The 19,011-nt window shown below is 72.1% G+C and carries 17 protein-coding genes; 6 read left to right on the plus strand and 11 right to left on the minus strand.

Annotated features, from left to right (window positions below; all coding sequences use genetic code 11):
• Window position 1 precedes the first annotated feature (1 nt).
• The 4 genes from IE118_RS13945 to IE118_RS13960 are packed head-to-tail and all read right to left on the minus strand — an operon-like array spanning window position 2 to window position 3,263.
• Window positions 2-409 carry a pilus assembly protein gene (locus IE118_RS13945; RefSeq protein WP_189558205.1) on the minus strand — a complete coding sequence of 136 codons (408 nt, stop codon included), beginning with the start codon at window positions 407-409 and terminating at the stop codon, window positions 2-4.
• Complete coding sequence (locus IE118_RS13950) at window positions 406-1,659, minus strand: CpaE/TadZ family protein (RefSeq protein ID WP_189558206.1); 1,254 nt, start codon at window positions 1,657-1,659, stop codon at window positions 406-408. The genes IE118_RS13945 and IE118_RS13950 overlap by 4 nt, the downstream gene beginning before the upstream one ends.
• 7 nt (window positions 1,660-1,666) lie before the next feature.
• Window positions 1,667-2,374: a Flp pilus assembly protein CpaB gene (cpaB, locus tag IE118_RS13955; RefSeq protein WP_189558207.1), complete on the minus strand. Its 708-nt coding sequence runs from the start codon at window positions 2,372-2,374 to the stop codon at window positions 1,667-1,669.
• Window positions 2,375-2,429: 55 nt separating this feature from the next.
• The gene (locus IE118_RS13960; RefSeq protein ID WP_189558632.1) at window positions 2,430-3,263 is read right to left on the minus strand and encodes a hypothetical protein; all 834 of its coding nucleotides are present in this window, start codon (window positions 3,261-3,263) and stop codon (window positions 2,430-2,432) included.
• A gap of 441 nt (window positions 3,264-3,704) precedes the next feature.
• Between IE118_RS13960 and IE118_RS13965 the strand changes: the two genes are divergently transcribed.
• The 3 genes from IE118_RS13965 (at window position 3,705) to IE118_RS13975 (ending at window position 7,414) form a co-directional block, all read left to right on the plus strand.
• Window positions 3,705-5,411 (plus strand): chitinase, encoded by a 1,707-nt coding sequence (locus IE118_RS13965; protein WP_189558208.1) that lies wholly within the window; start codon window positions 3,705-3,707, stop codon window positions 5,409-5,411.
• Window positions 5,412-5,587: 176 nt separating this feature from the next.
• Window positions 5,588-6,097, plus strand: a complete 510-nt coding sequence (locus IE118_RS13970) for a SigE family RNA polymerase sigma factor (RefSeq protein WP_189558209.1) — start codon at window positions 5,588-5,590, stop codon at window positions 6,095-6,097.
• A gap of 57 nt (window positions 6,098-6,154) precedes the next feature.
• Entirely contained in the window at window positions 6,155-7,414 is a 1,260-nt protein-coding gene (locus tag IE118_RS13975) for a hypothetical protein (protein WP_189558210.1), read from the plus strand.
• Window positions 7,415-7,441: 27 nt separating this feature from the next.
• Here IE118_RS13975 and IE118_RS13980 read toward each other — a convergent pair whose 3' ends face one another.
• Window positions 7,442-8,767 carry an Nramp family divalent metal transporter gene (locus IE118_RS13980; protein ID WP_189558211.1) on the minus strand — a complete coding sequence of 442 codons (1,326 nt, stop codon included), beginning with the start codon at window positions 8,765-8,767 and terminating at the stop codon, window positions 7,442-7,444.
• A gap of 181 nt (window positions 8,768-8,948) precedes the next feature.
• On the opposite strand from IE118_RS13980, the gene IE118_RS13985 reads away from it, so the two are divergent.
• Window positions 8,949-10,286, plus strand: a complete 1,338-nt coding sequence (locus IE118_RS13985) for a M14 family metallopeptidase (protein ID WP_189558212.1) — start codon at window positions 8,949-8,951, stop codon at window positions 10,284-10,286.
• Between the two features lie 7 nt (window positions 10,287-10,293).
• Here IE118_RS13985 and IE118_RS13990 read toward each other — a convergent pair whose 3' ends face one another.
• The 5 genes from IE118_RS13990 to IE118_RS14010 all read right to left on the minus strand — a co-directional run bounded on the left by IE118_RS13990 (window position 10,294) and on the right by IE118_RS14010 (window position 14,848).
• Window positions 10,294-10,893 carry a hypothetical protein gene (locus tag IE118_RS13990; protein WP_189558213.1) on the minus strand — a complete coding sequence of 200 codons (600 nt, stop codon included), beginning with the start codon at window positions 10,891-10,893 and terminating at the stop codon, window positions 10,294-10,296.
• A gap of 83 nt (window positions 10,894-10,976) precedes the next feature.
• Window positions 10,977-12,464, minus strand: a complete 1,488-nt coding sequence (locus tag IE118_RS13995; RefSeq protein WP_189558214.1) for a GntP family permease — start codon at window positions 12,462-12,464, stop codon at window positions 10,977-10,979.
• A gap of 127 nt (window positions 12,465-12,591) precedes the next feature.
• Entirely contained in the window at window positions 12,592-13,002 is a 411-nt protein-coding gene (locus IE118_RS14000; RefSeq protein ID WP_189558215.1) for a RidA family protein, read from the minus strand.
• Entirely contained in the window at window positions 12,999-13,763 is a 765-nt protein-coding gene (locus IE118_RS14005) for an IclR family transcriptional regulator (protein WP_189558216.1), read from the minus strand. The genes IE118_RS14000 and IE118_RS14005 overlap by 4 nt, the downstream gene beginning before the upstream one ends.
• On the minus strand, window positions 13,760-14,848 hold the full coding sequence (locus tag IE118_RS14010; protein WP_268248940.1) for a sugar kinase: 1,089 nt from the start codon (window positions 14,846-14,848) through the stop codon (window positions 13,760-13,762). Before IE118_RS14010 ends, IE118_RS14005 begins: the two co-directional genes overlap by 4 nt.
• 135 nt (window positions 14,849-14,983) lie before the next feature.
• On the opposite strand from IE118_RS14010, the gene IE118_RS14015 reads away from it, so the two are divergent.
• Both IE118_RS14015 and IE118_RS14020 read left to right on the plus strand, forming a co-directional pair.
• Window positions 14,984-16,249, plus strand: coding sequence for an amino acid deaminase (locus IE118_RS14015; RefSeq protein ID WP_189558217.1), 1,266 nt, complete (start codon window positions 14,984-14,986; stop codon window positions 16,247-16,249).
• Between the two features lie 11 nt (window positions 16,250-16,260).
• Window positions 16,261-17,871 (plus strand): N-acyl-D-amino-acid deacylase family protein, encoded by a 1,611-nt coding sequence (locus tag IE118_RS14020; RefSeq protein WP_189558218.1) that lies wholly within the window; start codon window positions 16,261-16,263, stop codon window positions 17,869-17,871.
• 25 nt (window positions 17,872-17,896) lie between these two features.
• Here the strand turns inward: IE118_RS14020 and IE118_RS14025 are convergent, their stop codons facing one another.
• Complete coding sequence (locus IE118_RS14025; protein WP_189558219.1) at window positions 17,897-18,832, minus strand: S1 family peptidase; 936 nt, start codon at window positions 18,830-18,832, stop codon at window positions 17,897-17,899.
• Window positions 18,833-19,011: the final 179 nt, after the last annotated feature.

Genomic DNA, 19,011 nt, shown 5'->3' on the forward strand with positions numbered 1-19,011 from the left:
CTCAGTCCTCCTCCTCCTCGACGGCACCCGCGTGGCCCGTCACCTCGAAGGGGAAGGAGACCGTGCCCGGGAAGAGGATGGGGACGTCCAGCCGCACGTCGGCGGTGACGAAGCCGCCTCCGGTCGCACAGTCCACGGTCGCTCCCCCCGCCCACGCTCCCGACAGCTTGTCGAGACCGGCGTCCTGGCAGGCGCCCTGGCGTGCCCCGGGTGCCGCCGCCGTCGCCGCCCGTACCGCTTCGTCCGCAGCATTCCCCGCGAGCGTGAAGGTGTACCCCACGAGCACGAGCTGCCACAGCACCACCAGCGTCACCAGGATCGTCGGCGTCATGCCGAGGAACTCGATGGTGACCTGGCCCCGGTCGCGGCCGGCCCTTCGTCGTAAGGAAGTGGTCCTCGTCCCGGTCATCCCCCGCCGTCCTTCCGCCGCCGCATGCTCACCGACCCCCGGTCGCCGCGCAGCCGGCCGCTCTTCTGGGTGCCCTCGACGGCCTTGACCAGCCCGAGTTCGCCGGCCAGGCCCCACAGGGCCTGCTTCACCGTGCTCTTGCTCTCCAGTTCGTGGACGCGGCCCGCGTCCACCACCCCCTGGAGTTCCTTGAAGTGGGCGGGGACCGTGGTGGCCGCCACCGTCGTGCCGGTGATCTTCTGGATGAGCGGGGGCTGGATCTCCGTGCCCCGGGTGTGCCGGTTGACGACGATCGTGGTCTCCTCCGCCTTGCGGATCTGCAGCCGGTCCCACATCCGCACCGCCCGCTTGGCGCCCCGTACGGCGATCACGTCGGGGGTGGTGACCAGCAGGGCCCGGTCGGCCATCTCCACGGCCGCCGCGCCGGCCCCGCCGAGCTGGGCACCGCAGTCGATGACGACGACCTCGTAGCGGGAGCGCAGGGCGCTGACGATCTGGCGGGTGGAGCGGTCGGTGACGTCCTCGCCGCGTTCGCCCTCGGCGGGGGCGAGCAGCAGGGCGAGGCCGGTGTCGTGGCGGAAGACGGCGTCGGCCAGGACGCGCGGGGAGATGTCCCCGACGGCGGCCAGGTCGACGACGGACCGCCGGAACTGGACGTCCAGGTAGGAGGCGACGTCACCGGTCTGCAGGTCCATGTCGACCAGGGCGGTGGGCCGGCCGGACGCCTGGGCGGCGAGCGCGAGCTGGACGGCGGTCAGTGTCGCCCCCACGCCGCCCTTGGATCCGCTGACGGTGACGACGGTGCCGCCGACGCCGGTGAACACGTCGACGCCCGCGCCCAGGTGGCGGCGCACGCCGACCGACCACTGGGCGACGGCCTGGACGCGGCTGGCGAGTTCCTCGTAGCTGAGCGGGAGGGCGACCAGTCCGCGGGCGCCGTAGTCCATGGCCGCCTGGAAGAGGCCGGGGCTCGCGTCGGAGGTGACGAGGATGACGCCGACGGAGGGGAAGCGCAGGGCGACTTCCCGGATCAGCTCCAGTGCCGGGACGGGGCCGATCCGCTCGTGCACGACCACGACCTCGGGCAGTTCGTCGACGGACTCGGCGGCCAGGCGCGCGAGGGTGTCGACGAGCTGGGTGGAGTCGGCCACCGGGGCCACCGGCTCGGCGTCCGGGAGCTGGCTGAGCAGTGTGGTGACGGACCGGACCGCGTCCGCGTCGCCGACTGCCGGGAGGATCCTGGTGGGCATGCGGCTCTCACTTGTCCTTCGCGAGTTCGTACGTCCGGTCCTGCTCGGGGACGGCGGTGTCGCCCCCGGGAGCGACCAGCGCGAGCCGGACCCGCTGGGCGAACGACTCGGCGTAGGTGATGCGCTGGGCGTCGATGGCGGACAGCGCGAAGGTGATCGGGACCGCGTCGGTGGGCTGCCCGCCCCGGTCGTTCTCGTCGGGCTGGAGCGCGGTGAGCCGGCCCACGTCGAGGACCTTGGCGTTGGTCACGATGATCTTCGACTGGGCGGGGGCGCCTTCGCGCTCGCCCTCGAAGGTGGCGTAGACGTTGACCGACGCGCCCGGGGTGATCTTGCCGGCGACGCCGGTGGCCGCGTCGATCATGATGGCGACCTCCTGCTGCCCCGGCTGGAGCGCGGGCTGGTTCACGACCATGTCGCTCTGCAGCAGGGAGCCCTTGCGCAGGGTGGTCACGGCGATCTTCCCGCGGATGTCGGCGAGGTCGGTGACGGCGTTCTCCGACAGCCACCGCTCGGGCATCGAGATCTTCTCGAACTGGTCCGTGCCGAGCGCGGTGTAGGGCGCGATGTCGGACTTCAGCCGGTAGGCGGTGACCTCGGGGCCGACCTTGGATTTCACGTCGCTGATGACGGAGAGCACGCCGGCGAAAGCGCCGAGGGCACACAGGACCGACAGGAGCAGGAGTATCACGCCTCGGCGCTGACGGGAGTTCATGAACCGTACAACCTCATCGGGATCATCGGGCCGGCTGGTGCGGTGGACGAACGGGTCAGGTGCGGTGGGTGAGGGCGGGGGCGCCCTCGGGGGCGGGTGGCACGGCGGAGCAGAACACGCACCGGTCGCCGATGACGTCGATGCCGCACCAGTGGCAGGTGCCGCGCCGCACGGAGGTGACCAGCTGGTACAGGACGGACAGGTCGGGCAGGTAGGTGCAGAACTCGACGACCTTGCCGGTCCCCCACCAGCCCGGGGACTGTTCGGGCAGCGGCGTCTCGCGCAGGCCCTGCACCTGCCAGGCGGGCGCCAGGGTCGAGGTGACCCAGTCGGACTGGAGCTGCCCCTTGCCGACGAGCATCCAGGTGCCGAACTCGGGCCCGTCGAGCATGGCGTCGGGGCCGAGGCGCACGAGCTGGGGCTGCGGGTGGGCGAGGACGGCGAACTGGCTGCCGGGCATCCAGGACTTGGCGTGCTGCTTGAGGTTCACCGGCACCCGGTCGAGCCGGGCGACGGAGCCGAGCAGCGCGCCGGCGTGGATGTAGTGGATCAGCAGGCGGCCGGCGGAGGCGAGCACGCCGGGGCTGAGGTCGCAGGAGGCGAGCTGGCGCAACTGGCGTGCCAGCACGGCCAGTCCGAGCGGTGGCAGATCGGGGCGGAACAGCGCGATGCGGTCGCTCTCCAGCAGCGAGCGCAGGGTGTGCAGCCGCCGCTGGACGGACGTGGGGGCGGCCCGGGAGCAGACGACGATGACATGACCGTGCTGCTCGACGAGCATCTGCAGTTCGGTCAGCGCCTGTTCCAGCGGGCGGGTGTCGATGTCCCGCAGCACGACGGCGGGCAGGGTTCGTTCGTCCTGGGCCGGCAACGCCAAGTCGGCGCCGGTCACGGCAATGGCAGTTGGCACGCGCGGCTCCCCGTTCTCCCCATGCCCGGCAGCCCGCCGGGATCGTGACTGCGATGCACCCCGGCGACTTCACTGCGTGACTACGTGAGCACTGTAACCGCGGGTCCGCGACCGGAGAACAGCGATTGTGTAGCCGTACAGCAACTCCTGGTGCACAAGGTGCGTCAAACCGGGACAGGGTGAGCATCCCGCCGGCCCGGCCCCGACCCGGTGGGGTGACTCCCTCGCGCCGACTTGACGCCGCATCCCGGCACCTCCGCCCCTCGGCCCCACGCTTCCCGGTGGACGGGTGCCCTACTCCCGTACGAATACCGGGCTTTCCGGTCTGGACCTATTGACAAGCAGATTGGTCTGGACCACCTTGTCCTCGAACGGTGGCCACCGTCGCTCCCCCCTCCCCGACTTCCCCCACCGGAGGCCCCAGTGGACCGCGCACCAGGAAAGCCCGGCCGCAGCAGACGCGTCTGGGCCGGAGCCCTCGTCTCCGCCCTCGCCCTCGCCCTTCCCCTCGCCGGCGCGGGCCAGGCGTCCGCCGCGGACGTCAACAACGCCCGGAACGCCGGCTTCGAGGCGGGCCTGAGCAACTGGACCTGTTCCGCGAACAGCGGCACCACCGTCTCCTCCCCGGTGCACGGCGGCACGTCCGCCCTCAAGGCCACCCCCGTCGGACAGGACAACGCCCGCTGCGCCCAGACCGTCGCGGTGAAGCCCAGCTCCACCTACCGGCTGAGCGGCTGGGTGCAGGGCGGGTACGCCTACCTGGGCGTCACCGGCACCGGCACGACCGACGTGTCCACCTGGACGCCCGACTCCGGCAGCTGGAAGCAGCTGTCGACGAGCTTCACCACCGGCGCCTCCACCACCTCGGTGACGGTCTACACCCACGGCTGGTACGGCCAGGCGGCCTACTACGCCGACGACGTGTCGGTCTTCGGCCCCGACGGGGGCGGCGGCGGCGACCCGGACCCGACGGTGCCGGCCACCCCGGGCGGTCTCACCGTCTCGGGCACCACGTCCTCCTCGGTGTCCCTGGCCTGGAACGCGGTGTCGGGCGCGACGGGCTACACCCTCTACCGCGACGGCACGAGGGTGACGGCGGTGTCCGGCACCTCGGCCACGGTGACCGGGCTCGCCGCCTCGACGTCGTACGGCTTCCAGGTGACGGCGGCCAACGCGGCGGGCGAGTCGCCGAAGTCGGCGACGGTGACCGCGCGCACCAAGGACAACGGCGGCGGGGGCGGCAACCTGCCCAAGCACGCGGTGACCGGCTACTGGCAGAACTTCGACAACGGCGCCGCGGTCCAGCGGATCTCGGACGTCTCCTCCCAGTACGACATCATCGCGGTCGCCTTCGCCGACGCCACCGGCACACCGGGCGCCGTCACCTTCAACCTCGACACGGCGGGCCTGGACGGCTACACCGTCGACCAGTTCAAGGCGGACGTCCGCGCCAAGCAGGCGGCCGGCAAGAAGGTGATCATCTCGGTCGGCGGCGAGAAGGGCACCGTCTCGGTCAACGACTCCGCCTCCGCGACGAACTTCGCGAACTCGGTGTACGCGGTGATGCAGGAGTACGGCTTCGACGGCGTCGACATCGACCTGGAGAACGGCCTCAACGCCACCTACATGACGCAGGCGCTGCGCTCCCTGTCGGCGAAGGCCGGCCCGTCGATGATCCTCACCATGGCCCCGCAGACCATCGACATGCAGTCGACCTCCAACGCCTACTTCCGGACCGCGCTGAACGTGAAGGACATCCTCACGGTCGTCAACATGCAGTACTACAACAGCGGTTCGATGCTGGGCTGTGACGGCAAGGTCTACAGCCAGGGATCGGTGGACTTCCTCACCGCGCTCGCCTGCATCCAGCTGGAGAACGGCCTCGACCCGTCCCAGGTGGGCCTCGGCCTGCCGGCCTCGACCCGGGGCGCGGGCAGCGGCTACGTCTCCCCGTCCGTGGTGAACAACGCCCTGGACTGCCTCACCAAGGGCACCAACTGCGGCTCCTTCAAGCCGTCGCGGACCTACCCGTCCCTGCGGGGCGCGATGACCTGGTCCACCAACTGGGACGCCACGGCGAACCACGCCTGGTCGAACGCGGTGGGCCCGCACGTGCACGCCCTGCCGTGACCCTGCCGTGACCCCGGCCGTCACCGGCCCCCGGGAGGCCCCGTCCACAGCGCTGTGGACGGGGCCTCCCCCGTTCCGCGGGGCACCGCGGAAGTCCGCGTGAAACATTTCCCCCGTCCCACCGCATCAATGAGGTGTAGGCAGCGGACGGCGGGACTCACACGGGGGCACGGACCATGAGGCAGAGGCGGGCGGACGAGTACGCCGAGTTCGCGGCGGCCCGGGCCGGCCACCTGTACCGGTCCGCGTGTCTGCTCACCGCCGGGGACACCCACCTGGCCGAGGACCTCGTGCAGGAGACCTTCGGACGGCTGTACGTCCGCTGGGGCCGGGTCTGCCGCGTCGGCAACCCGGCCGCCTACGCGCAGACCGTGCTCACCCGGACCTTCCTCGCCCACCAGCGGCGGCGCAGCAGCCGTGAGCGGGCGACGGACGTGTTCCCCGACCTGCCGGGTTCCGCCGAGGGGGACGCTCCCCTGCGGCTGACCCTGATGGCCGCGCTCGCCCGGCTGCCCGCCAAGGACCGGGCCGTCATCGTCCTGCGGTACTGGGAGGACCGCTCGGTCGAGCAGACCGCCGACGTGCTGAACGTCAGCTCGGCGGCGGTGCGGACGCGGTGCGTCCGGGCGCTCGGCCGGCTGCGGGAACTGCTCGGCGAGGACCTCGCGGAGTACTCCAGACCCTGACGCCCGCCGTCCCCCCTCGGACCCTTCACTCACACCTTGCGGAAAGGGTGGTTCGTCATGCCCGCTGACCAGCACCACGACCCCTTCGAGACCCGGCTCGCCGCAGCCCTGCGCGACACCGGCGACGGCTTCCACGCCGACGTGGCCGCCCTCACCGCCGGGGGCGAGGTCCGCGGCCGGCGCGCCCAGCTCCTGCGGCGGACCGCCGTGCTCGGGGGCGCGGCCGGGATCGCCCTGGCCGGGCTGGGCGGCGCGCTGCTCGTGCCGGGCGGCGACTCCTCCGACCCCCGGCGGTCCACCGCGGCCGCCGGACCCGCCGCCTCCGCGAGCGCCGCGCCCGCCGCGTCCTTCTCCGGCGACGACCTCCTGCGCAGCCTCAAGGAACTGCTGCCCGCTCCCGGAGAATTCGGCCAGGAGTCGGCTCGGGGCACCGGGTCGGGCCTGCCGCCGTACGCGCGCCTGGTGTACGACGACGGCGGGGGCGCGGCCGCCGTCGGCATCGGCCTGCGCCGGGTGGAACCCGGCAGCCGGGAGGTCCGTGAACTGACCCGGTGCCCGGACCGGACGCTCGTCGACTACGACGACTGCACCTCCAGCCGGCTGCCCGACGGCTCGCTGCTCATGCTGTTCCAGGGGTACGAGTATCCCGACCGGCGCGAGGACACCAAGTGGTGGAACGCCGAGCTGGTGACGGCCGAGGGGCAGCACGTCTCGCTGAGCGAATGGAACGCCCCCGCCCAGAAGGGTGCCGAGGTGTCCCGCGCGGAACCTCCGCTGTCGATGGAGGAGCTGAAGGAGGTGGTCACGGCCGGGGTGTGGCGGCGCGTCGTGGACGCCGTCCCGGACCGCCCCGGTCCGTCGGCCACCGGTACACCGCAGGCACCGCCCCGGACCGCTCCGGGGGAGTCCGTCGGCGCCACGCTCGCCGAGCTGCTGCCGGACGGGCTCACCGTGGTCGGCAGGGGCGGCCAGGAGAGCGAGTACGCCTACCTCGTCGTCGACGACGGCAAGGGCAGGAGCCTCGTCCAGATCAATGTGCAGCCCGACATGTCCGACGTCGCCGACCAGCTCTACGGCGACGCCGAGACCCTTCCCGACGGCACCCTGGTCACCACGCGGAAGGGGCCCGGCGAGAAGGGCGCCGCGGGCGTCGTCATGTGGACCGCCGACACCATGCGGCCCGACGGTTTCCGGGTCGTGGTCACCGCCTTCAACACCGGGGCCCAGCACCAGGACGCCACCCGGGACGCCCCGGCGCTGACCGTCGGGCAGCTGCGGGAGATCGCGCTCAGCCCGAGGTGGCAGGCGCTGGGGTAGGCCGGCCGGCCCGCGCCGCGGCGGCGGTCAGAAGAACTGCGACCACGGCTGGTCCCAGACCTGTTTCACGCACAGGACGAGGAACAGCAGGCCGGCGACGGCCAGCATGGTGTTGCTGAGCGGGCCGTTGCGCCATTCCCGCGGTGTGCGGGAGGAGTTGAGGAGCCACATCAGGGTGAGGGCGAGGAAGGGCATGAAGGCGGCGCCCAGGACGCCGTAGATGATGATCAGGCGGAACGGCTCGTCCTGGAAGAGCAGGATCATCGGCGGGAAGGTGAGCCAGAGCAGGTAGGCGCGGAAGGCCCAGGAGCGTTCGCGGCGTCCGGACGCCAGCACCTCGCCCCGCGCCTCCCGCTCACCGCGCTGCCGGGCCAGGAAGTCGGCGAACATCAGGCTCACGCCGTGCCAGACCCCGATCAGGGAGGTGAAGGAGGTGGCGAAGAAGCCGATCAGGAAGAGCTTGCCGGTGGCCGTGCCGTACTGCTCCTCCAGGACGTCACCTAGCTGGATCAGTCCCTTGTCGCCGCTCGCGATGGCGATGTTCGCCGAGTGCAGCAGCTCCGCGCCGACCACCAGCATGGCGACGACGAAGATGCCGGTGGTGGCGTAGGCGACCCGGTTGTCCAGCCGCATGACCTTCATCCAGCCGCTGTCGGTCCACCCCTTGGCGTTGACCCAGTAGCCGTACGCGGCGAGCGTAATGGTGCCGCCGACGCCGCCGATCAGGCCGAGGGTGTTGAGCACCGAGTCCTCCTCGTCCGGGAGGACCGGGAGGAGACCGGCGAAGGCGTCGCCGAGGTTCGGCGTGACCCGGACCGCCAGGTAGACGGTCACCGCGAACATGACGCCCACCAGGACCGTCATGACCTTCTCGAAGACGTCGTACTTGTTGAACCAGACGAAGGCCAGGCCCACCAGGCCGCAGGCGATGCCCCACCATTCGAGGTCCATCACGTCCGGGAAGAGGGCCTGCAGCGGCAGGGCGCTGGACGACATCGCCGCCGCGCCGTAGACGAAGCCCCAGATCACCGCGTAGACGGCGAAGAACCAGGTGGTCCAGCGGCCGAGGGCGGCCCAGCCGTCGAAGAGGGTGCGGCCGGTGGCCAGGTGCCAGCGGCCGCACGCCTCCGCGAGGGAGATCTTCACCAGACAGCCGATGACCGCCGCCCACAGCAGCGTGTAACCGAAGTTGCTGCCGGCGATGAGCGTGGCCACGAGGTCTCCGGCGCCCACTCCGGTCGCGGCGACGACGATGCCGGGGCCGATGTGGCGCCAGCTGGACTTACGCGGGTGGGGTCCGGGCGCGGTCGCCGCCGCCCCGGTGTCCTGGGTGTTTCCCGTGGTGTCCGCCATGGAGTCAAGAAAGCGGACGGGTGCCCCTCGGACAAGAGGGCGTGCGGGGATCTTCACGGGATGCGTCCGGTCGGCCGCCACACCCTCGCATGCTTGACCTGATCATGTCATCCCATGACGATGGCGGCACCGCACCACGCACGTCGTCATGGACAACCCCCACCTCCCACAAGGAGACTTCATGCGACTCCGCATCCGCGGCAGACGCTCCGCCGCCCTCGCCGGGCTGCTCGCCCTCGCCCTCGCCGCGCCGCTCTCGCTGACGGCCACCCAGGCCGGCGCCGACAGCGCCGACCGGCCGGCACCCTCGGCCGACGACATCCGCCAGTACGAGATCCACCGCCACACCACTCCCCTGACCCGCACGGCCATCCAGCGCTCCGGGGTCACCGTGGACGAGGCGGACGAGGAGACCGTGGTCGTCTCCGGACGCGCGGACCAGATCGGCACCCTGCGCCGGCAGGGCTACGAGGTCACGCCGCTGGGCGCGGCACCGGACCGCTCGTCGGCCGCCGACGGACTGCGCCTGTACGACTTCCCCTCGGCCGACTCCCGCTACCACAACTACGCCGAGATGAACGCGGAGATCAACCAGCGGCTGGCCGCGTACCCGTCCATCATGAGCAAGCGGGTGATCGGCAAGTCCTACCAGGGCCGGGACATCGTCGCCATCAAGATCAGCGACAACGTGGCCGCGGACGAGAACGAGCCGGAGGTCCTCTTCACCCACCACCAGCACGCCCGCGAGCACCTCACCGTGGAGATGGCCCTGTACCTGCTGCGCGAACTCGGCGCGGGCTACGGCAGCGACTCCCGGATCACGAACATGGTCAACGGGCGGGAGATCTGGATCGTCCCCGACCTCAACCCCGACGGCGGCGAGTACGACATCGCCAGCGGCTCCTACCGCTCCTGGCGCAAGAACCGCCAGCCCAACTCCGGCTCGTCGTACGTCGGCACCGACCTGAACCGCAACTGGGACTACCGCTGGGGCTGCTGCGGCGGCTCCTCGGGGTCCAAGTCCTCCGACACCTACCGGGGTTCGGCGCCGGAGTCCGCGCCCGAGGTGAAGGTCGTCGCCGACTTCGTGCGCAGCCGCGTCGTGGGCGGGAAGCAGCAGATCACGGCCGGCATCGACTTCCACACCTACAGCGAGCTCGTGCTGTGGCCGTTCGGCTACACCTACTCCGACACCACGACCGGCATGACGGCCGACGACCACGCCGCCTTCCGGACCGTCGGCCAGAAGATGGCCGCGAGCAACGGCTACACGCCCCAGCAGTCCAGCGACCTGTACATCACGGACGGGTCGATCGACGACTTCCTCTGGGGCACGCACAAGATCTTCGGCTACACCTTCGAGATGTACCCGAGGTCGTCCTCGGGCGGCGGCTTCTACCCGCCCGACGAGGTCATCGAGCGGGAGACCTCCCGCAACCGGGACGCCGTGCTCCAGCTCCTGGAGAACGCGGACTGCATGTACCGCTCCATCGGCAAGGAGGGGCAGTACTGCGGCTAGCGGCCGGTCACCGCTCCCGCTCGGCGTCGTCCCCGGAATCCCCTGAGTCCCCGGAGTTCGCGGCAGCCCCGGAGTCCCCGGTGTTCTCCCCGGGCTCCGGGGACTTCTCCGCGTCCTCGTCGAAGTAGGCGTCCAGGACCGCGTCCAGGGCGGTGTCCCACTCGGCGAAGCGGCTCCGGGAGTCGGCCTCGATCTCCAGGGGGTACCAGCGGCGGTCGGGGGTGTGGACGGTGACCGTGTACCGCTTGCCGAAGCGTCCGGTCTCCGTCTCCACCGCGCCGATCTCGTCCCAGCGGAAGTCGCACTCCTGGTCGTCCAGCCGCAGCCGGACACCGCTGTGGTCGGCGACGACCCGGGCACGGCGGTCGGACGCCTCGAACACCGGCCCGTCGGGCGCGGGTTCGGGTTCCGCCCCGACGGCCGCGTCGGAGGGCCCGGCCGGCTCCTCGGCCTCCACCCCGGGCACCGTCTCGTCCTCCGGCTCCGGGGGCGTCGCCTTCCCGTCCGCCTCCCGGGCGGACGCGGGCGAGGTGAGCCCGGGGATGAATGCCGGGTCGAACCCGGCGCCTTCCAGGGGCTGGCTGCTCGAACCTATACGCTGCTCCACACCGCAGGAGTATGGTCGACAAACCTGTGCCGGGCACAGTCGGTCCCGACTTCGTTATCGGACGCCTACACGGGCACCGCGGCTCACACGGCCAGGCTGAGCGCCGCGGCGACCGCGAAGCCGGCCACGGACAGCACGCTCTCCAGCACCGTCCACGTCTTGAGCGTGTCCCGCTCGCTGATGCCGAAGTACTTGGCGACCATCCAGAAGCCGCCGTCGTTGACGTGCGAGGCGAAGATGGAGCCCGCCGAGATGGCCATGATGACGAGCGCCACGAACGCCTGCGAGTGGTCGCCCTCGGCCAGCAGCGGGGCCACGATGCCCGCCGTCGTCACGATCGCCACCGTCGCCGAGCCCTGCGCGACCCGCAGCACCACCGAGATCAGGTAGGACAACACGATCACCGGGAGGCCGACGCCGTTGAAGGTGTCGGACAGCGCCTGGGCGACACCGCTGGCCTTGAGGACGGCGCCGAAGACGCCGCCCGCGCCGACCACCAGCAGGATGTTGCCGACCGGCTTCAGCGAGGACGTGGAGACGGTCTCCAGGGACTTGCGGGACCAGCCGCGCCGGATGCCCAGCAGGTAGTAGGCGAGGAACAGGGCCAGGGTGAGCGCCACGAACGGGTGGCCGAAGAACTCGATGACCGAGCGGAGGGTGGAGGGGTCCAGGGCGATGGAGGAGAAGGTCGCCGCGAGGATGAGGAGGAGCGGCGTGCCGATGATGCCGAGGACGGTGCCGAGCGGCACCGGTGTCTCGCGCGGTTCCACGCCCGAGGCGCGCTGCTCGGCGACGACGGCGTCCTTGGCCTCCTGCGCGGCCTCGACCATGTCCTGCGGCACGGGGACGAAGATCCGCTTTCCGATCCACGCCGAGTAGGCCCAGGCGGCGACGACGGCCGGCAGACCGCAGACGACGCCCATCAGGATGACCCAGCCGAGCTCGACGTCGAGCAGACCGGCGGCGGCCACCGGGCCCGGGTGCGGGGGCAGGAACGCGTGGGTGACGGACAGACCGGCGAGCAGCGGGAGGCAGTAGAGCAGGATCGACTTGCCGGAGCGCTTGGCGGCCGCGTACACGATCGGCGCGAGGACGAAGATGCCGACGTCGAAGAAGACGGGGATGCCGAAGATGAGACCGGTCAGGCCCATGGCCAGCGGGGCGCGCTTCTCGCCGAACATGCCGAGCAGCCGGCCGGCCAGTACTTCCGCGCCGCCGCTGACCTCGAGGATCGCGCCGAGCATGGTGCCCAGGCCGATGATGATCGCGACATGGCCGAGGATGCCGCCCATGCCGGACTCGATCGTGGACACCGCGTCCGACCGCTGGACGGTGCCGAAGAGTTCGGTGACCGACAGGCCCGCCATCAGGCCGACGGCTATGGAGACGGCGAGCAGGGCGACGAAGGGCTGGAGCCGGACCTTGATGATCAGGAAGAGGAGCAGGGCGATCCCGAGGGCGGCGACGGTCAGCAGACCCGCGGTGCCGTCGAGGAAGAGGAGGAGTCCTCCGGTGTGCGGTGGTGCCTCCGCCGGGGCGGAGGCGGCGAGCGGGAGGAGCGGGTGGGACATGCGGGGGTCCTCTGGTTAACGGCATGGGGCTTTCGGGCAGGGGGGATCGCGGCACGGCGTCCCGGCGGGAGACGGGAGACCGTGCCGTGACGGCGTACGGCGGTGGGGGGTGGCGGGGAGGCGCGTGTCAGCCGAGGACGGCGAGCGCGTCGATCTCGATGAGGAGGCCGGCGGGCAGACCGACGTACACGGTCGTGCGGGCGGCGGGCGGCTGGGTGAGGCCCTGCTCCTCGAAGTAGGCGTTGTAGATCTCGTTCATCTCCGCGAAGTGGTCCACGTCGGTGAGGTAGACGCGGATCATCATCACGTCGTCCCAGCTCGCGCCGCCCTCCTCGAGGATCGCCTGGACGTTGGCGAAGGTCTGGAGCGTCTGCTCGCGCAGGGTCGGCCCGGCGGGGGTGGGGGCCTTGCCCTCCTCGTGGGGGAGGAAGCCCACCTGCCCCGCGACCTGGAGGATGTTGCCCTTGCGGACGCCGTGCGAGAACTTCGCCGGCGGGGTGGTGTGGGTGGCGGGGGTGAGCGCGGTCTTCTCGGTCATGCGGGGGTGTCCTTCACTGGGGTTCTGCCGGAGTACTCGCCGCTGATGGTGTCCGCCGTGCGGCGCACCAGCGGGAGCAGGGTGAGGAGTTCGTCGGCGGTGACGACGACGTTCGGCGCGGACACCGACATCGCGGCGACCACCCGGCCGTCGGCGCCACGGATCGGCGCGGCGACGCAGTTGATGGACTCCTCGTGGCCACCGAGGTCGGTGGCCCAGCCCTGTTCGCGCACCCTGGCCAGTTCCTGGAGGAACGCGCCGGCGTGGGGCGTCGAACGGGACGTGTACATGGGGTAGTCGAGCTTCTCGGCGAGGGCGCGGCGCTCGTGCTCGGGCAGGTCGGCGAGGAGGAGCTTGGCGACGGCCGCGACGGTGATCGCCACCGGCTTGCCGATCCGCGAGTACATGCGGACCGGATAGCGGCTCTCCACCTTGTCGATGTAGAGCACCTCGTTCTCCTCGTACACGGCGAGGTGGACGGTGTGTCCGCAGCTCTCGTTGAGGCGTACGAGGTGGGAGTGGGCGATCTCGCGGACGTCGAGGTTCTCCATCGCCTCCTGCGCGAGGGCGAAGAGGCGGGCGCCGAGGCGGTAGCGCTGGTCGGACTGGCGGTAGACCATGCCGTGTTCGTGGAGGGTACGCAGCAGGCGCAGGGCGGTGGACTTGTGCACGCCCAGGCGGTCGGCGACCTGGCCGAGGTCGGCGGGGCCCTCCGCGAGCAGCGGGAGGATGCTCAGGGCGCGGTCTACGGTCTGGCTCATGGGGTGCGTGCCTCCTTCTCGGCCCCCGGGTGCTCTGCGGCTCGTGTCCAGCCGGGGCCGAGACGCAGTCTCCCCCACGCGGCGTCGTCGAGGGCGGCGAGGCGGTCGGCGTGGGCGCGGGCCGGGGGTGCGGCGAGGTCGCCGGGGGCGGTCAGGGCGGCCGCGGCCATGAGGTGGCCGTGGCGGAGGCGGTCCCGTACGGGCAGGCCGCGCAGGGTCGCCGAGAGGAAACCGGCGGCGAAGGCGTCGCCGGCGCCGACGGCGGCGACGACGTCGACGTGCAGGGCGCGCACGAAGGTCGCGGTGCCGTCCGCGTCCTCGCACGACAGGCCGCCGGTGTCCTTCTCGAAGGCGACCGCTCCGCCCTTGCCCTGCTTGACGACCACGACTCCCGGTTCGGGCAGCGCCTCCCGGACCGCGCGGGCGCCGTGCAGCCCCCAGGCCTCGCGCGCCTCGTCGTCGCCGACGAAGACGAGGTCCGCCCCGCGCGCCAGTTCCAGCAGCACCTCCGGGCCGTGGCCGTCGTCCTCGCCCCACAGCCCGGGGCGGTGGTTGACGTCGAAGGAGACCAGGGGGCGGCCGGGGCGGGGGGCGGTCAGCTCCCGCATCAGGTCGAGGCATCCGGCGGAGAGCGCCGCCGTGATGCCGGACAGGTGCAGGACGCGTCCGGCGCGCACGGCGTCCAGGTCCACGCCGTCCGGCGTCATGGCGGACGCCGCCGAGCCGGCCCGGTAGTACGCGACCTCGTGGGCGTCGGTCGACCGGTCGCCCGCGGTGCGGAAGTAGATGCCGGTCGGGCGGGCCGGGTCGCGGCGGACGTGCGCCACGTCCACCCCGTAGCCGCCGATCGTCTCCACGAGGTGGTCCCCGAAGCCGTCGGCGCCGACGCTGCCGACCCACCGGGTGCTGTGTCCCGCAGCCGCCAGCGCGCACGCCACGTTGGACTCCGCGCCGCCGATCCCCCGCTCGAAGGAGGGGACGTCGGCGAGGCGGCCCGGCCGGGAGGGCAGGAACGTCACCATGGACTCGCCGAGCGCGACGACGTCCACGACGTCGGGGGTGTTGCCGGCTGCGGTGGCGGTCACGATGGCGGGGCTCCTCGTCTGCTGCGGGGCGGGCGGTGTCCGTTGACCCCGCGTGGCCGAGATGTTAGACAGCGGTAAGCGATATACGCAACGAGTGTTGCAATTGATGCAACGCCACTGATCAGGGAGGCTCCGATGGCCCTCGACGCTCTCACCCACCTCGCCGGGGAACGGGTGGACCACCGCTTCAAGGGCCTCCCGCCGGACGCCGGGGGTCTGACCGTCGGCGAGCTGGCCGCCCAACGCCGGAACCTCTTCACCGGCGGCTTCACCACCCCGGTGCTCGCGCTCTCCGCGGAGCGCCTGGAGCACAACCTGAAGCTGATGGAGACGTACGCCGCCCGGCACGGGCTCGCCTTCGCGCCGCACGGCAAGACCTCCATGGCGCCCCAGCTCTTCCGGCGCCAGATCGAGCACGGGGCCTGGGGCATCACCCTCGCGGTGCCGCACCAGGTACGGGTGGCCCGGGCCTTCGGCATCCAGCGGGTGTTCCTCGCCAACGAGCTGGTGGACCCGGCGGCCCTGCGGTGGATCGCCGCCGAGCTGGACGCCGACCCCCGGTTCCGGTTCGTCTGCTACGTCGACTCCGTGCGCGGGGTCGAGCTGATGGACGCGGCCCTGACCGGCGCCTCGCGCCCCGTGGACGTCGTCGTCGAGCTCGCCGCGGGCGAGGGTGCCCGCACCGGTGTGCGCACGGAGGCCGAGTGCGCCGCCGTCGCCGACGCCGTGGCCGGCGCGCCGTCGCTGCGGCTGGCCGGGGTCGCCGGGTACGAGGGCGAGGTGCCGCGGGCGGACCCGGAGCGGGTGCGCGCCTGGCTGCGGCGGCTGGTGTCGCTCGCCGTGGACTTCGACAAGGCCGGGCGGTTCACGGGCCTGGACGGGATCGTGGTGAGCGCGGGCGGCAGCGCCTGGTTCGACGCGGTGGCGGACGTTTTCGCCGGCATCCCGGAACTCTCGGCGCCGGTACTGAAGTTGCTCCGGTCGGGGGCGTACGTCTCGCACGACGACGGTCACTACCGGGAGCTGACGCCCTTCAACCGGGTCCCGGAGGAGGGCGCGCTGGAGCCGGCGTTCCGGCTGTGGACCCAGGTGGTCTCCCGCCCCTCTCCCGAGCAGGCGTTCACCAACGCGGGCAAGCGGGACGCGGCCTACGACCTCGACCTGCCGTTCGCCCAGGTGGTCCGCCGGGACGGTGCCGAGCGCCCGGCGGACGGGATCACGGTGACCGGTCTGTCCGACCAGCACGCCTGGCTGCGCACCACCGCGGAGGCCGATCTGGCGGTGGGAGACTGGGTGGGACTCGGACTGTCCCACCCCTGCACGTCGTTCGACAAGTGGGTGCTCATCCCCGTGGCGGAGGCCGACGGCACGGTGGTCGACTACATCCGTACGTTCTTCTAGGAGGCCGGACCATGGAAGAGCTCGTCATCCGGGACGCGGACGTGGTCGACGGCTCCGGCGACCACTCCTACCGCGCGGACGTGGTCGTCGACGGCGGCCGCATCGTCTCCGTCGTGAAGGAGGCGGCGGACGCGGGGTGTCAGCGTCCGAAGGCCCGCCGTGAACTGGACGCCGAGGGGCTGGTGCTGGCCCCGGGCTTCATCGACATGCACGCCCACAGCGACCTGGCACTGCTGCGCGACCCCGACCACAGCGCCAAGGCCGCCCAGGGCGTCACCCTCGAAGTCCTCGGCCAGGACGGGCTGTCGTACGCCCCGGTCGACGACCGCACGCTGGGCGAGGTGCGCCGGGCGATCGCCGGCTGGAACGGCCCGGGCGACGACATCGACTTCGACTGGCGGTCGGTCGGCGAGTACCTCGACCGGCTCGACCGGGGCATCGCGGTCAACGCCGCCTATCTGATCCCGCAGGGCACCGTGCGCGCGCTCGTCGTCGGCTGGGAAGACCGGGCGGCCACGCCCGCGGAGCTGGACCGGATGCGGCGGCTGGTCGCCGAGGGCATGGAGCAGGGCGCGGTCGGCATGTCCTCCGGACTGACGTACACGCCCGGCATGTACGCCCGGGGCGCCGAACTGACCGAGCTGTGCCGGGTGGTGGCCTCGTACGGCGGCTACTACTGCCCGCACCACCGCTCCTACGGCGCGGGTGCGCTGGAGGCGTACGAGGAGATGGTGGCGCTGACCCGGGAGGCGGACTGCCCGCTGCACCTGGCGCACGCCACGATGAACTTCGGCGTGAACAAGGGCCGTGCGCCCGCGCTGCTGTCGCTCCTCGACGACGCCCTGGACGCGGGCGCCGACATCAGCCTCGACACCTACCCCTACACCCCCGGCTGCACCACCCTGGTGGCGCTGCTGCCGAGCTGGGCGAGCGAGGGCGGCCCGGAGGAGACCCTGCGGCGCCTCGCGGACGAGGAGACCGCCGAACGCGTCCGGCACCATCTGGAGGTCACCGGCTCGGACGGCTGCCACGGCGTGCCCGTGGAGTGGGAGACCATCGAGATCTCGGGCGTCGGCGACCCGGCGCTCAGCGGGTACGTGGGCCGTACGGTCCTGGAGTCGGCGCGGGAGCGCGGCGGGTCGCCGTGGACGGTCGCACGGGAGCTGCTGCTGAAGGACAGGCTGGCCCCGACGATCCTCCAGCACGTCGGCCACGAGGAGAACGTCCGGGCGATCATGCGGCACCGGGTGCACACCGGCGGCTCGGACGGCATCCTCCAGGGCGCCAAGCCGCACCCGCGCGCGTACGGCACGTTCCCGCACTACCTCGGCCATTACGTGCGCGAGCTGGGGGCGCTGTCGCTGGAGGAGTGCGTCGCGCACCTGACCGCGCGCCCGGCGGCGCGGCTGCGGCTGCCGGACCGGGGGCTGGTCCGCGAGGGGTACCGGGCGGACCTGGTGCTGTTCGACCCGGCGACGGTGGCCGCGGGCTCGACCTTCGCCGAGCCGCGGACGCTGCCGACCGGCATCCCGTACGTGCTGGTCGACGGGCGGTTCGTGATCGAGGACGGGCGGCGCACCGACGTCCTGGCGGGCCGGGCGGTCCGCAGGACTCCCCGCTGACCGCCCGCCCTCCCTCGGCCGGTGGCTACGGCTTGGGGACCGCGCAGCCGCTCGCGCTCAGGACGAGCCGGTTGTCCGCGCCGAAGCAGGCGGGGAACAGATAGGTCTGCTGGGCGTAGTTGATGCCCCGGCGGACCGTGACGGTGCCCCGCTCGTCGACCTCGCACGGGTTGTTGACCGTGCAGCGCTCGCCGTCCTCGTTGCCGGTGTTGTTGACGGCGACCACCCGGCCGGTGGCGTCGTCGACGACCGGTGACCCGGAGGTCCCGCCGATGGTGTCGCAGGCGGCGGTGTAACGGACCGAGTCCTTCCAGGTCCAGTCGCCCTCCTTCATGCGGTAGGCGAACCCGTCGACGGAGCAGCTGTAGATCCGCTTCCAGTAGCCGGAGACCACGCTGATGGCCGTACCGGCCGCCGGGCGGGTGGCGCTCAGGGTCAGCGCGTCGATGCCGTAGGAGCTTTTGATCTGCGCGTACGTCGTGCCCAGCCGGTAGATCGCGGCGTCCGTGTCCGTCATGGTCGCGTAGACGAGCCGGTTGGCGCGCAGGGTGGCGACCCGGGTGCCGGCGGAGTTCAGCAGGCCGAAGCTGCGGCTGGAGGCGCGGTCGACGAGGACCTGGCCGGGCGCGGGGAAGCCGCTCTCCAGGCAGTGGCCGTTGGTCAGCACGAGCGCGGGGTCGTCGGCCTCCGAGCCGGGCATCCGGACGACGGAGCCGGAGCAGTTGCTGAGCGAGACGGTGCCGGCGAAGTCGACCGCGGCGGCCTTCGGCGCGAGGAGTCCGGACAGGGCGTCCGCGGCGGACCCGACCGTGTCGTCGACGACATCCGTCAACGACGTGGCCGGGACCGCGCCCGTGGCCGTGTCCGCGCCCGTGGGGGAAGGCGCGGCGGCGGCCGCGGGGGTCGCGCCCGCCCCGGCCAGGGCCAGGGCACAGAGCGCGACGACGAGAGGTTTTCTCATGGGGGTCCCCTCAATGCGGCGTCGGGCGACCGGAGCACATCCGGCCGCCCACGTAGGTTGTCATGCGCATTGTCATCACGGGCCGGCCGTGCGGGCAAGGTCGTGTTTCCGCCGGTAACGCGTGCGGTCCGCCCGAGTCGGCGCGGGGGACTTCCGCGGGCCCCTGCCGGGGCAGGCCC

Source organism: Streptomyces pilosus (assembly GCF_014649835.1).
Lineage (GTDB): Bacteria > Actinomycetota > Actinomycetes > Streptomycetales > Streptomycetaceae > Streptomyces > Streptomyces pilosus.